This window comes from Corynebacterium sp. CNCTC7651 (genome assembly GCF_021496665.1).
Classification (GTDB): domain Bacteria; phylum Actinomycetota; class Actinomycetes; order Mycobacteriales; family Mycobacteriaceae; genus Corynebacterium.
This window is the reverse complement of the sequence record NZ_CP071246.1, coordinates 262,537-275,378: the sequence shown is the minus strand read 5'-3', so window position 1 is coordinate 275,378 and position 12,842 is coordinate 262,537. Positions and strand designations below refer to the sequence as shown.

At 63.2% G+C, this 12,842-nt stretch carries 18 protein-coding genes and 1 pseudogene; 4 read left to right on the top strand and 15 right to left on the bottom strand.

Annotated features, from left to right (window positions below):
* Positions 1-68 precede the first annotated feature (68 nt).
* From JZY91_RS01400 to JZY91_RS01350, 11 genes and pseudogenes are all read right to left on the bottom strand, one after another.
* Entirely contained in the window at positions 69-878 is an 810-nt protein-coding gene (locus tag JZY91_RS01400) for a L,D-transpeptidase (protein WP_234948215.1), read from the bottom strand.
* 40 nt (positions 879-918) lie between these two features.
* Complete coding sequence (map, locus tag JZY91_RS01395; RefSeq protein ID WP_234948214.1) at positions 919-1,713, bottom strand: type I methionyl aminopeptidase; 795 nt, start codon at positions 1,711-1,713, stop codon at positions 919-921.
* 73 nt (positions 1,714-1,786) lie between these two features.
* The gene (locus tag JZY91_RS01390; RefSeq protein WP_234948213.1) at positions 1,787-2,332 is read right to left on the bottom strand and encodes an adenylate kinase; all 546 of its coding nucleotides are present in this window, start codon (positions 2,330-2,332) and stop codon (positions 1,787-1,789) included.
* Positions 2,332-3,660, bottom strand: coding sequence for a preprotein translocase subunit SecY (gene secY / locus JZY91_RS01385; RefSeq protein WP_234948212.1), 1,329 nt, complete (start codon positions 3,658-3,660; stop codon positions 2,332-2,334). Before secY ends, JZY91_RS01390 begins: the two co-directional genes overlap by 1 nt.
* Before the next feature lie 426 nt (positions 3,661-4,086).
* A pseudogene (rplO, locus tag JZY91_RS01380) lies at positions 4,087-4,525 on the bottom strand (50S ribosomal protein L15); the annotation flags it as partial.
* A 7-nt stretch (positions 4,526-4,532) separates the two neighbouring features.
* Complete coding sequence (gene rpmD, locus JZY91_RS01375) at positions 4,533-4,718, bottom strand: 50S ribosomal protein L30 (protein WP_234948211.1); 186 nt, start codon at positions 4,716-4,718, stop codon at positions 4,533-4,535.
* A 5-nt stretch (positions 4,719-4,723) separates the two neighbouring features.
* The gene (gene rpsE, locus JZY91_RS01370; RefSeq protein WP_234948210.1) at positions 4,724-5,368 is read right to left on the bottom strand and encodes a 30S ribosomal protein S5; all 645 of its coding nucleotides are present in this window, start codon (positions 5,366-5,368) and stop codon (positions 4,724-4,726) included.
* A 40-nt stretch (positions 5,369-5,408) separates the two neighbouring features.
* Positions 5,409-5,813, bottom strand: coding sequence for a 50S ribosomal protein L18 (gene rplR, locus JZY91_RS01365; protein ID WP_234948209.1), 405 nt, complete (start codon positions 5,811-5,813; stop codon positions 5,409-5,411).
* Positions 5,814-5,815: 2 nt separating this feature from the next.
* Positions 5,816-6,352: a 50S ribosomal protein L6 gene (gene rplF / locus JZY91_RS01360; protein WP_234948208.1), complete on the bottom strand. Its 537-nt coding sequence runs from the start codon at positions 6,350-6,352 to the stop codon at positions 5,816-5,818.
* A gap of 17 nt (positions 6,353-6,369) precedes the next feature.
* Positions 6,370-6,768 (bottom strand): 30S ribosomal protein S8, encoded by a 399-nt coding sequence (gene rpsH, locus JZY91_RS01355; RefSeq protein ID WP_234948207.1) that lies wholly within the window; start codon positions 6,766-6,768, stop codon positions 6,370-6,372.
* Between the two features lie 324 nt (positions 6,769-7,092).
* Positions 7,093-7,812, bottom strand: a complete 720-nt coding sequence (locus tag JZY91_RS01350; RefSeq protein WP_234948206.1) for a DUF2786 domain-containing protein — start codon at positions 7,810-7,812, stop codon at positions 7,093-7,095.
* A gap of 161 nt (positions 7,813-7,973) precedes the next feature.
* Here JZY91_RS01350 and JZY91_RS01345 point away from each other — a divergent pair, with 161 nt between their 5' ends.
* From JZY91_RS01345 to JZY91_RS01335, 3 genes are read left to right on the top strand one after another with little or no spacing between them, the layout of a single operon-like run.
* The gene (locus JZY91_RS01345) at positions 7,974-8,267 is read left to right on the top strand and encodes a DUF6457 domain-containing protein (RefSeq protein WP_234948205.1); all 294 of its coding nucleotides are present in this window, start codon (positions 7,974-7,976) and stop codon (positions 8,265-8,267) included.
* A complete protein-coding gene (fdhD, locus tag JZY91_RS01340) occupies positions 8,267-9,103 on the top strand; it encodes a formate dehydrogenase accessory sulfurtransferase FdhD (RefSeq protein WP_234948204.1) in 837 nt (278 codons plus the stop codon). The genes JZY91_RS01345 and fdhD overlap by 1 nt, the downstream gene beginning before the upstream one ends.
* A gap of 14 nt (positions 9,104-9,117) precedes the next feature.
* Positions 9,118-9,588 carry a carboxymuconolactone decarboxylase family protein gene (locus JZY91_RS01335; protein WP_234948203.1) on the top strand — a complete coding sequence of 157 codons (471 nt, stop codon included), beginning with the start codon at positions 9,118-9,120 and terminating at the stop codon, positions 9,586-9,588.
* 24 nt (positions 9,589-9,612) lie between these two features.
* On the opposite strand, the gene JZY91_RS01330 is transcribed toward JZY91_RS01335, so the two are convergent.
* From JZY91_RS01330 to rplN, 4 genes are all read right to left on the bottom strand, one after another.
* Positions 9,613-10,395 (bottom strand): formate/nitrite transporter family protein, encoded by a 783-nt coding sequence (locus JZY91_RS01330; protein WP_234948202.1) that lies wholly within the window; start codon positions 10,393-10,395, stop codon positions 9,613-9,615.
* Positions 10,396-10,482: 87 nt separating this feature from the next.
* On the bottom strand, positions 10,483-11,076 hold the full coding sequence (gene rplE / locus JZY91_RS01325) for a 50S ribosomal protein L5 (RefSeq protein WP_234948201.1): 594 nt from the start codon (positions 11,074-11,076) through the stop codon (positions 10,483-10,485).
* A 2-nt stretch (positions 11,077-11,078) separates the two neighbouring features.
* Positions 11,079-11,393 carry a 50S ribosomal protein L24 gene (rplX, locus tag JZY91_RS01320; protein ID WP_234948200.1) on the bottom strand — a complete coding sequence of 105 codons (315 nt, stop codon included), beginning with the start codon at positions 11,391-11,393 and terminating at the stop codon, positions 11,079-11,081.
* 3 nt (positions 11,394-11,396) lie between these two features.
* On the bottom strand, positions 11,397-11,765 hold the full coding sequence (gene rplN, locus JZY91_RS01315; RefSeq protein ID WP_234948199.1) for a 50S ribosomal protein L14: 369 nt from the start codon (positions 11,763-11,765) through the stop codon (positions 11,397-11,399).
* Between the two features lie 280 nt (positions 11,766-12,045).
* On the opposite strand from rplN, the gene JZY91_RS01310 reads away from it, so the two are divergent.
* Complete coding sequence (locus tag JZY91_RS01310) at positions 12,046-12,837, top strand: formate/nitrite transporter family protein (protein ID WP_234948198.1); 792 nt, start codon at positions 12,046-12,048, stop codon at positions 12,835-12,837.
* The last annotated feature ends 5 nt before the right edge of the window (positions 12,838-12,842 follow it).

The window sequence follows — 12,842 nt, the reverse complement described above, 5'->3', positions numbered from 1 at the left end:
TCCACCTGCGAAAAAACAACCCAGCACATGTTCTGTGCTGGGCTGATGGGGCTTGACGCTTATCGACGTTAGTAGACAACCACCTTGTCGCCGATCTGCAGATCCGCAAAGTACTTCTGTGCGTCCGCGCGGTACATGCGGATGCAACCGTGGGACTTGTACGCTGGGTCGCCCTGGTGGAACGCGATGCCGTTGTTGGTGAAGTACACCGCGTACGGCATCGGTGCGTTGTTGAACTCCCAGGAGATCTCGTCCTTCACCTTGCGGTTGACGTAGTACGTGCCACGCGGGGTCTCATACCCCGGCATGCCGGTGGAGATGCGCACCGAGCCGTAGTAGACTTGGCCGTCCTTCTGCAGCCAGGAACGCTGCCCGGCGATGTCCACGCAAGCCTTTGCGCTCTTCGGGCAGGCGCCGTAGTCGAAGGCGGGAGCCGGTGCCGGAGCAGGCACAGCTTCCGGCGCGGGGGCCGGAGCCGGCGCAGGTGCCGGAGCCGGCGGCGCGGTGCGCTCCGCGATCAGGCCAGGGAAGAAGGTCTCCACAGCCTGATCGATCGAGCCCTTGACCTGAGCCGGCAGGTTCGGGTCAAGGCGGCCCAGGCCGTCCGCCTGCGCGTGCAGGGAGTTTCGGGTGTTCCACGCGGAATCACGCGCAGCCTGGGAGGTGTTGGAGCTCAGTGCGGCGAACTGGGAGTTGGCCTGCGACAGCAGCGGGTTGGCGCTGCTCAGCGAGGAGAGCGAGGACGTATCCGCAATCGACTGTGCCGAGGCGGTTACCGGGCTAGCAGCAAGCGTGGCCGCGAGCGTGGTGCCGGCAGCAATCGCTGCGGCGCGGCGCTTGAACGCGGACGGCTTGGCGTGGCGGGGTGTGTACGACATGCGGTGAAGTATAGACCAGCTCCCCAACCTCCAGGAGAACTTATCCCTCGCGCGGAGTGAGAATGCGCGGCCCCTTTGCCGTCGCGGCGACTGTGTGCTCCCAGTGCGCCGCTGGTGAGCCATCCGCCGTGACAACCGTCCATTCGTCCGCAAGTACCTCGGAATCTGTCTCCCCGCCGAGGATCAGCATGGGCTCGATCGCCAGCACAGACCCCTCCTGGATCAGCGGGCCGCGGTTTGGACGGCCCTCGTTGGCCAGGTACGGCTCCTCGTGCATCGTCCGGCCGATACCGTGGCCGCCGTAGCCGTCCAAGATGCCCAGCTGCACGCCAAAGCGCTCCTCCGCCGCGCGGGTAGCCACCTCGAGCGCGTGGGACACATCGGTGAGCTTGTTGCCCGGCACCATCGCCTTGAGCCCCTCAGCGAGCACCCACTCGGTCGCGCGGTTCAGCTTTTCCACGTCGGGCGCGAGCTCCCCCACGCCAAAAGACCACGCGGAGTCGCCCACCCATCCATCCAGGGTGGCACCGCAATCCACCGACACTAGGTCGCCCTCCTTGAGCACAATGCTTGCCGACGGTATCCCGTGCACCACCACCTCGTTTACCGACGCGCAGATGGAGCCGGGAAACCCGTTGTAGCCCAGGAACGTGGGCACGGCCCCGTGGTCGCGGATCACGGTTTCTGCGACGTTGTCCAGGTCCAGCGTGGTAGCACCTGGGCGAGCTGCGGCGCGGACCTCCTGGAGGGCGAGGCCTACCACGCGGCCGGCAGCCTCCATGGCGTCGAGCTCCGCGGGTGTTTTGGCAGCGATTTTGCGTTTCCGGAACGCCATTGGTGTGCTCCAATCGTCGATAAGCGAATGCGAAAGGCCGGTGCAAGCACCGGCCTAGCAGGAACGCGGAGGGCTACTTGCCCAGCTGCTCCATGGTGCGGGCGTTGATCTCGTCCACGTCGCCGACAGCGTCGATGGAGATGATCTCGTCGCCGTAGTGGTCGATCAGCGGGGCGGTCTCGTCGCGGTAGACGGCGAGGCGGGTGCGGATGGTGTCCTCGTTGTCGTCTGCGCGGCCGCGGGCGAGCATGCGCTCCACCACCACGTCCTCGTCCACCACAAAGTTCAGCACGCCGTCGAGGGAGTGGCCGGACTTGCTCAGCAGATCGGTGAGGATCTCCGCCTGCTCCACGGTGCGCGGGAAGCCGTCGAGGAGGAAGCCGTCTGCGGCATCCGGCTCGTTCAGGCGGGCCTCAACCATGCGGGCGGTGACGTCGGTGGGAACCAGCTTGCCGGCATCGATGTAGCTCTTCGCCTCAACGCCCAGCGGGGTGCCCTCACCGATGTTGGCGCGGAAGAGGTCGCCGGTGGAGATGTGGGGGATGCCCAGCTTTTCGGAGAGGATGGCTGCCTGGGTGCCCTTGCCGGCGCCGGGAGGGCCAAGGAGAACGAGACGCATTATCGCAAAAGTCCTTCGTAGTTGGATTGGAGAAGTTGGGATTCAATTTGCTTCACCGTGGTCAGGGCCACGGAGACCATAATCAGGATGGCGGTACCACCGAACGCGCTCATGCCACCGCCGCCGGAGCCGGAGATACCGGCATCCATGGCCAGGTTCGGCAGCACCGCGATTGCGGCGAGGTAGATGGAGCCTACGAACAGGAGCCTGTTCATAACAAAGGCGAGGTACTCAGCCGTTGCGCGGCCCGGGCGGATACCCGGAATGAAGCCGCCGTACTTCTTCATGTTGTCCGCCTGCTCAACCGGGTCGTACTGGATGGAGACGTAGAAGTAGGAGAAGAAGATGATCAGGACAACGTAGGTCAGGATGTACTGCCAGGAGCCCGGGTTCTGCAGCCACGCCATGACGTGGTTCATCCACCAGTTATCCGGCGGGGCGGGCTGGTTCATGGTGACAATCTGGGTGATCAGCACCGGGACGTACATCAGGGAGGAAGCGAAGATCACCGGAATCACGCCGGCCTGGTTGACCTTGAGCGGCAGGTAGGTGGAGGAACCGCCGTACTGGCGGCGGCCCACCATGCGCTTCGCGTACTGCACCGGAATGCGGCGCTGGCCCTGCTCGATGAAGATGATGCCGACCACAAGGAGGATCACCGCGCCAAGCACCAGGAAGAAGGTGACCGGGCCGGAGTTGTTCCAAATGAACACGCCCTCTTGCGGGATGCGAGTGGCAATACCGGCGAAGATGAGCAGGGACATACCGTTGCCCACGCCCTTCTCGGTGATGATCTCGCCCAGCCACATGATCAGCACCGCGCCCGATGTCATCACAATGATCATCATCAGCAGCGTCCACACATTGCGGTCTTCCACCAGCACCGGCATGCCGCGGCCCAAGAGCTGCTCGCGGTCCGCCAACGCGACAATGCCTGCGGACTGCAAGAGCGCCAGTGCGACGGTGAGGTAACGCGTGTACTGCGTCATCTTCGTCTGGCCGGCTTGGCCTTCCTTCTTCAGTTCTTCGAATTTAGGAATGACCACCGTGAGCAGCTGCACGATGATGGACGCCGTGATGTACGGCATGATGCCGATGGCGAAGATTGAGAGCTGCAGCAGCGCGCCGCCGGAGAAGAGGCTGATGACCGAGAACATCGTGGCCTGCTCGCCCTGCGAGATGTCTTGCAGACGCTGGTTGATCAGCGCGTAATCCACGCCAGGCGTGGGGATCTGCGCGCCAATGCGGTACAGAATCATGAGTGCAAGGGTGATCAGAACCTTCTTGCGGAGATCAGGATCCTTAAACACCTGAGCAATTGCGGACACAAAGCCTCCTGGCCCCCGACGCGGTACCGCGCGGGAGATAGCGGACAGTTCGACGCCATAGACGCGGCACGCTACCTGGGGATAGGCATGCGGAAGCCGGCCGAGCCGTCTTTGACCCCACTACCCTAGCAGTCGCGGCCTGCGAAACGTTATTTGCTCGCGCTGAAACGTCGAAACCCCCGCCTCCTGCGCCAGTTTGAACTGGCCGGAGCGGGGGTTTGACGGTGTACGCGATTTTCGCGAAAGCGAGGCTTAAGCCTCAGTGGTCTCCTCGGTGTTCACCACGGTGGATCCGCCCTGCAGCGGGTCGGACTCCAGCACGCCGCGTGCACCCTCTGCGGCCTCTGCAGCCGGGGTTGCCTCGCCTGCAGCGGAAGCGACCGGGCCATCAACGTTCTTCGCAGCGCGTGCGGAGAATGCCTCGGTGGTCACGGAGCCGCCAGCAGCCTCGATCTTCTCAACTGCGGACTTGGAGAACTTGGTGGCGGTGACGTCGATCTTCACATCGATGTCGCCGTTTGCCCAGCACCTTCACCGGCTCCTTAGCGCGGACCAGGCCCGCGGAGACGATGTCGGCGATGGCGATGGTGCCACCCTCCGGGAACGCCTTTGCCAGGTCGGACACGTTGACCACCTGGTACTCGACGCGGTTCGGGTTCTTGAAGCCCTTGAGCTTCGGCAGACGCATGTGCAGCGGCATCTGGCCACCCTCGAAAGCAGCGGAAACCTGCTTACGAGCCTTGGTGCCCTTGGTACCGCGACCAGCGGTCTTACCCTTGGAGGCCTCACCGCGACCAACGCGGGTCTTGGCCTTGTTTGCGCCCGGTGCCGGGCGCAGGTCGTGGAGCTTGATGATGTCAGCCATGTGCTATCTACTCCCCTGCAACTTCTTCAACGGTGACCAGGTGGCGCACCTTGAGGATCTGGCCGCGGGTAGCGGCGTTGTCCTTCTTGATAACGGACTGGCCAATCTTGCGCAGGCCCAGAGCTTCCAGGTTTGCGCGGGTGACCGGCTTCTCGCCCACCTTGCCGTGGTGCAGCGTAATCTTCAGTGCCATTGTGCTTACGCCTCCTGACCTGCGCGGGCGCGCAGCATACGAGCCGGAGCGACGTCCTCGATAGCCTTGCCGCGCTTTGCAGCCACCTCTTCGGGGCGCACAAGCTGCTTCAGGCCGGCGACGGTCGCCTGGACCACGTTGAGGGCGTTGTCGGAACCCAGGGACTTCGCAAGGATGTCCTGGACACCGGCGCACTCCAGCACCGGACGGACAGCGCCGCCGGCGATGACACCGGTACCCGGTGCAGCCGGGCGCAGCATCACGATGCCGGCAGCGGCCTCAGCCTGGACCGGGTGCGGGATGGTGCCGCCGATCATCGGGACGCGGAAGAAGTTCTTGCGAGCCTCCTCAGCACCCTTCTGGATTGCGGCCGGGACTTCCTTCGCCTTGCCGTAGCCGACGCCGACCATGCCCTGGCCGTCGCCCACAACCACGAGCGCGGTGAAGGACATGTTGCGGCCACCCTTGACGGTCTTGGCAACGCGGTTGATGGTGACAACGCGCTCGATGTACTTATCGCGCTCGTCGTTCTGGTTGCGGCGGTCGTCGCGGTCGCGGCGGTTACCGCCGCGGCCACCGCGCTCGCCGCGGTTGTTGTTGTTCTCGTTGTCGGCGGAGCGTCCGCCGTCACGCCGTTCACGTTCGGCCATTACGCGATCCTTCCGTTAGTGGTGTTGATTGCGGTGATCATTAGAACTTCAGACCACCTTCACGAGCTGCATCGGCCAGAGCCGCAACGCGGCCGTGGTACTTGTAGCCGCCGCGGTCGAAGACGATGGCGTCGATGCCAGCCTCCTTGGCGCGCTCTGCAACGAGGGCGCCAACCTTTGCGGCCTTGTCCTTCTTGTCGCCTTCCATGTTGCGGATCTCCGGCTCCATGGAGGAAGCGGAAACCAGCGTGTGGCCTGCAAGGTCGTCGATGACCTGCACGTGGATGTGGCGAGAAGAGCGGTGCACAACGAGACGCGGGGTCTCCGGAGTACCGCGCAGGGTCTTGCGGATGCGGTAGTGGCGGCGTGCGCGAGCCTCGCGGCGGCGGGACGAGATGTCCTTGCCCACCGGGGTGCGCTTGGTGTTCTCTGCGGTGTTGCTCATGATTACTTACCCGTCTTTCCGACCTTGCGGCGGACCTGCTCACCCTCGTAGCGGATGCCCTTACCCTTGTACGGGTCATCCTTGCGAAGGCGGCGGATGTTCGCTGCGATCTGGCCAACCTGCTGCTTGTCAATGCCCTCGATCGAGAACTTGGTGTTGCCGTCCACGGCAAACGTGATGCCCTCCGGGGCCTCAATCAGGATCGGGTGGGAGTAGCCAAGGGCGAACTCGAGGTCCTTGCCCTTCTGCTGCACACGGTAACCAACACCAAAGATTTCCATCTTGATCTTGTAGCCCTCGGTCACGCCAACAACCAGGTTGTTGACCAGCGAGCGGGACAGGCCGTGCAGAGCGCGGTTCTGGCGGTGGTCGTCCGGACGGGACACCACAATCTGGTTGTCCTCAACGGAAGCGGTGATCGGCGTCGGCAGGTCGAGGGACAGGGTGCCCTTCGGGCCCTTTACCTCGACGTGCTGGCCGTCGATCTTGGTCTCCACGTTGTTCGGGATTGCGATGGGTGCTTTACCTACACGCGACATGTTCTAACAACCTCCCTTTACCAGACGTAAGCGAGGACTTCCCCGCCTACGCCCTTCTCCTGAGCCTGACGGTCCGTCAGCAGGCCGTGGGACGTGGAGATGATAGCCACGCCCAGGCCACCGAGAACCTGAGGCAGGTCGTTGGACTTCGCGTACACGCGCAGGCCCGGCTTGGACACGCGGCGCAGACCAGCGATGGAAGCCTCGCGGGTCGGGCCGTACTTGAGGTCCAGGGTCAGCTTCTTGCCAACCTTGTCATCCTCAACCTTGTAGTCGTTGATGTAGCCCTCCTGCTTCAAGATCTCGGCGATGTTCGCCTTGATCTTGGAGGACGGCATGGTCACGCTGTCGTGCTGTGCGTTACTTGCGTTACGCACGCGGGACAGCATGTCCGCGATCGGATCAGTCATGGTCATAGCGAGTGACCGTTTCCCTTTCTCGTTGCGGTTCCCTAAACCCACCTGACCCATCAGTGATGCTTCACAGCAAGGTCGCGTTCTCCGTGTGATCTGTCGGGGGCTACTTCACGCTCCCCACGCTCAGTAACGTGGGGCGCTCGCCGCCTCCCTTGCACGCGGTCCGCATTTCGGCGGGGGGCCTGCAACAAAGTTGGTGTTCTTACGTACTCATCGGAACGGGCGTGCCAAAACACCGGCACGCAAGTCCGACGGTCTAAGCTACCTCCCCCGCCTGCTCAGAAGCAAATTGCTTGCCGACGGATGCAAGGAGCAACGTCCAGGCTAAAACGGCAGCGCCGGCCGCGCCTGCACTCGGGTTTGCCCTAAATCCGTCATGTCGCCGGCGCGCTGCCCGTCGTGGTAGGCATCCATATCGAACATCCGCTGGCTGCGCTTGCCCGCGCCGAAGACCAAGCCCCACTCCGCTGCAAGGATGTCGCGGAGCTCTTCGGCTGCTAAGCGATCGTCGATAAGCGCGAGTGCGTAACCGCCGTCACCTGCGGCGACGGTCTCTTCAGCGGAAGCGAGGCGGGCGCCGACGGTGCTGGCAAACCCCATCATGAAGGAGCGGCGCGTGACCACCACGGAGTCCACCCAGGACTCCGCGCGGAGGGTCTGCGCCCCCGCGGCCATGACTGGGGAGAGTAAGGAGTAAAGCATCTCCACGCGCTCCATGTGCCGGCGCAGACCGAAGATGGTTGCGCTTTCCGCGCGGGTGGAGTTGTACACGCGTTGGTAATAGCCGGTGCAGTGCAGCGCCTCGGCGATGGAAAGCAGGAGGCGCGCCTGCATGTCGGTGTAAGCGCCGCTAAAACGGTAGGTCTTGTAGGTGACGTCGTCCCCGTCGTCGGGGTGTTCGAGGTCGCGCTCGTCGAACCCGTAGGTGGCCATGAGAGAAAATGCCTTGGTGTAAAACGAGTCCCCCTCCGGGGTGCCCTCGCGGTCCGCGGCCTGGTTCAGGAGCTTCTGCACCTTGCCTTTGATCTTGTCGATGTCGCGCACGGCGGCACCTTCCTTTCGATTGTTTCATTTTGGTCGGTGCCCTAGTTATAACCCGCTGTGCGCAGTCTGCCGAGCCGGTAGCGCCCCAACCTGTGGAATTCGCGCAACCGCCGCTGTGGAGAACGTGCGTTTACGCACATCGCGGCGCTAATGTTGGCCGCATGGCTGAAACCCTGCATTCCACCCACGAATGGCTTGATGCCGTGGCACAGCACCTCGACGCGGACCCCGCGTTGGTCCGCGAGCTGGTCGGGGACATCCTCGACCTCACCGCGGCGGTGGCGCACAACGGCCCGTCCCGCCCCGCCGCCCCCACCACGGCGTTCGTTGTCGGCCTCGCGGCCGGGCAGCGTTTCGGCGCGCTCGGCGGCAGCGCAGACGAGGTCCGCGAGATGATCACGCAGGTGGAGCACCTGTTGGACACGTACGAGCCGGAAAGCGGGACCGAGGCGTAGTGAGCCGCATCAACCGCCGCTTTGCCGTCACCAAAGTCACCCGCGGCCAGGGGGCGAACGAGGGGAGATTCCTCACTGACACCCGCGCGGACACGGTCACGGTGGAGGAGCCGCTGGAGATCCGCACCGGCGGCGAGACGCTGACGACCACCATGCGTACTCCGGGCCACGACATCGAGCTTGCGCACGGCTGGCTCTACGCCGAGGGGCTGATCACGTCGGTGGAAGACGTGACTACCGCGCGCTACTGCGCCGGCTCCCAAAACCCCGAGGGGACCAACACCTACAACTTGCTGGACATCGAGCTCGCGGCGAGTGCGAAGCCGATCGCGCCTGAATTCATCCGCCTCACCCCCACCACCAGCGCCTGCGGCGTGTGCGGCAGCCAATCTATCAGCGAGCTGCTGCACCGAACCCACGCGCCGATTACCCCGATCGCGCTGGATCCGGAGCTCGTGATGTCTTTGCCGGAGCGGCTCGCAGCGGAGCAGCAGCAGTTCCGCAAAACCGGGGGCATCCACGCGGCAGGCGCGTTCGACCTCGAGGGCAACCCCATCGTGGTGCGCGAGGACATTGGCCGCCACAACGCCGCGGACAAGGTCATTGGGCACTTGCTTCTCGACGGACGCTTACCAGCCGCCGACATGATCCTGGTCATGAGCTCGCGCGCGTCCTTCGAGCTGGTGCAAAAGGCGGCCATGGCAGGCTTCCCTGCGCTGGTGGCGGTATCCGCCGCGTCCTCCCTTGCGGTCGAACTTGCCCGCGAAGCTGGGATGGCGCTTGCCGGGTTTACCAGGGCCGACAGGTTCAACCTCTACGCGGGCGAGCTGAAGTAGCTACCGTGGGGACTATGACTACTCGAGAGTTGAACAATGATTTCCAAGCCCCGTTCTTCCCGGCGGTCAAGTACCTGTCCCAGAACGTGGACCCAGAGACCTCTGAGCTCGTGTGCCTGCGCGCTTCCGCGCTGAACGGCTGCAAAATCTGCACCGCCACCCACCGCCGCAACTCCCGCCAGATCGGCTTCTCCGAGGAGAAGATCTTGGCAGTAGAGAGCTGGCCGGAGCACAAGGACCAGTTCACCGACAAGGAGCTGGCTGTGCTCGAGCTGACCGACGCGGTGACTAAGCTGCCGGAGCGCGAGAACTCCGTCTCGGACGAGCTGTGGAACCGCGTGGTGGAGCACTACGGCGAGGACGGCACCCGCAACATCCTGGTTGGCATCAACACCATCAACGTGTTCAACCGTTTCGGCATTGCAGCGCAGTTGGACCCGACCACCGTTGAGGGCGCAACCGACTTCGACCTCGGCCGCGCCTAAGCGGACTATGCCCCTAGAGCGGGCTTAGTCCTTGTACACCGTCTGCGTCTTGTTCAACCAGGCGTAAACGGCACCGATCCCAAGACCGCCGCCGACGAAGTTGCCCAGCAGCACCATCGCCCAGTTGAGAGCGACTGCGCCGGCGGTGAAGTTATCCGGCAGCGGGTCAGCGAACATCGTGATGGTCATCAGCGAGAAGTTCGCGATGATGTGTTCCAGGCCCAGGCCCACGAAGATCGCGATGATGGGCACGATGGCGACGAACTTGGACACTACTTCCTTCGCCTGCAGGCCCATCAAAATGGCCATGTTGACCACGAAGTTCGCCAGCACGGCCTCGATGAACGCGCCCCATGCGCTCTTGTCCAGCTTGCCCTCGCTGAGGGTGGCAATGAGGTGGGTGTTGTCCATCGACCCCAGCTTCGCGGACTGGCTCAGAATCGCCGCGACGATGAATGCGCCGACGAGGTTGAAGATGGTGGCGGCTACCACAAACCAGATGGTCTTGCCCCAGCTCAGGTTGCCTTTGGTGGATGCCCAGGAGCCGAACATCATGTTGCCGGTAGCCAGCTCGGTGTTCAGCACCACGATGGCAAAAAGGCCGAAGCCGAAGAGTAGCGCGAAGACCACCGCGCCCAACCCGGGAGCCAGCTTCTCCACCGCATTGCCGGCTACGCCCGCAAAGGCGGTGGCCACGGTGAGGTAGACACCGGCGAGGACGGCGCGGACGGCGAAGCGCCCGAAATCGTTGTCAAGGAGGTCGACCTTTTTGGCGGCGGCCTTATCTAGGGTTTCTGCGAGAGACATGTGGGTGACATTACACCTGCCGTCGAAAAGCGAAAAGCCCCTCCGAAGAGGGGCTGAAAGCTTGGCGGCAAATCGCCGTGCAGAGGCTTATGCCTGCTGCATCTTGCCGTCCTTGTCCGCGAACGGGAAGCCGAGGTGGCGCAGGAGTGCGCGGCCCTCGTCGTCGTTCGTGGCGGTGGTGACAAGGGTGATGTCCATGCCGCGGACACGATCGATCTTGTCGATGTCGATCTCGTAGAACATGGTCTGCTCGGACAGGCCGAAGGTGTAGTTGCCGTTGCCGTCGAACTGCTTGTCGTTCAGGCCGCGGAAGTCACGAATACGCGGCAGCGCGACGGTGAGCAGGCGGTCAAGGAACTCCCACATGCGGTCGCCGCGCAGGGTCACCTTTGCGCCGATCGGCATGCCCTCGCGCAGCTTGAAGTTCGCGATGGACTTCTTGGCGCGGCGCAGCTGCGGCTTCTGGCCGGTGATGGCGGTCAGGTCCTCGAGCGCACCGTTGATCACCTTGGAGTCGCGGGCGGCGTCGCCCACACCCATGTTCACAACGATCTTGGTCAGGCCCGGGATCTGCATGACGTTGTCGTACTTGAACTCGTCGTTGAGCTTGGTACGGATCTCGTCCTGGTAGCGGGTCTTCAGACGCGGGGTGTAGTTGGTCGAAGCGGTCGTCTCAGTCATGGTTAGATGTCCTTCCCGTTCGACTTGGCCACGCGGACCTTCTTGCCGTCCTCATCGAAGCGGTAGCCCACGCGGGTCGGCTTGCCGTCGGAGTCCAGGATCATCACGTTGGACACGTGGATCGGAGCCTCCTGGGTCACAATGCCGCCGGACTCGGCGCCGCGCTCGTTGTAAGAGTTTGCAACGTGCTTCTTGATGCGGTTCACGCCCTCGACCAGGACCTTCTCACGCTTCGGGTAGGCCTCGATGACCTTGCCCTGCGCGCCCTTGTCCTTGCCGGCGATGACCTGAACCATGTCGCCCTTCTTGATCTTCATGGGTTAGATCACCTCCGGTGCGAGAGAAACAATCTTCATGAACTTCTTGTCGCGCAGCTCACGCGCAACCGGACCGAAGATACGGGTACCGCGCGGCTCGGTGTCGTTCTTGATCAGAACAGCTGCGTTCTCATCGAACGCGATGTAGGAACCGTCCGGACGACGGGTCTCCTTCTTGGCGCGCACGACAACAGCGCGCACAACCTCGCCCTCCTTGACGTTGCCGCCCGGGGCAGCTTCCTTCACGGTGGCGACAATCGTGTCGCCGATACCGGCGAAGCGTCGAACAGAACCGCCGAGAACGCGGATGCACAGCAGCTCGCGTGCACCAGTGTTGTCGGCGACCTTCAGACGCGATTCTTGCTGAATCACAGTTGGTCTCCTGACCTGGATCGATGTGCGCCAGATTCCCGTCCTGCACGCACGTGGTCAATGTTTGCTCGGAGCCTTGTGCTTATCGACGAACGGTTGAGAACTCTCTAGGTTCGTTCCCGTCGAAGGGTCTCGGGTGTTTCACTCGGAAACGCGCGTCGCACCCGACCAGCGCAAGACAACTCCGGTATTGAACCACGACCAGCGCCGATTCCCCAAATCCGGCGGCGCGCGAGGGGCCAGCGGGCGGCGGCTATGCACTTCCACTAGTTTCACTTCTGTGATCTTCCAGGAGTCTGCCGACAGGGCCATCAGGAACAAACTCGACCTTTTCACCCAGGAGCCGGCGCGTTTCGCGGTGAGGGCGATGCTTGCGGGCCTGTTCCTGGGCATCATGACGGCGTTCGCGGCCAACACTGCCACGACGGTGGAGGCTGTTGCCCCCGGCATGGGCAGGTACGCGTTCGCCTCGCTCTTTGCCGCCACCCTCTACATCATCGTGGTGCTGCAAGGTGAGCTGGCCACGGGCGACATGATGTTTATGACGTACGGGGCCATCCACCGGAAGAACACCGTGAGCAAGGGCTTCGCCATCGTGTGCTTCGTTACCCTGTTCAACCTCATCGGCGGCGTGCTGGTGACGGCGCTGATCGCCAACACCACGATTGGGGAGGCGGTGACGACGGACAGCTTCATCTACAACTTGATGGTTGCCAAGCTCGAAAAACCCAGCGGCACGCTGTTCATCGAAGCCGTGTTGGCCAACATCGTGGTCAACATCGCGTTCATGCTTTCCACCCAAGCAGGAAAGGACTTCACTGCAAAACTGCTGGGCGTGATCATCATTATCCCGGCCTTCGCCGCGATGAGCTACGAGCACTCGATTGCCAACTTCGTCCTTACGGCGTTGACCGGTTTCGAGTTCGGGCCGGACGCTATCCCCGGCTACACAGTCGGCAACATCGCGCGCCACTGGACCATCGTGTGGGTGGGCAACTTCGTCGGCGGCGGCTTGATCATGGGCGGCATCTACGGCTGGCTGAACCTCACCAAGACCAACTACAGGGACTAACCATC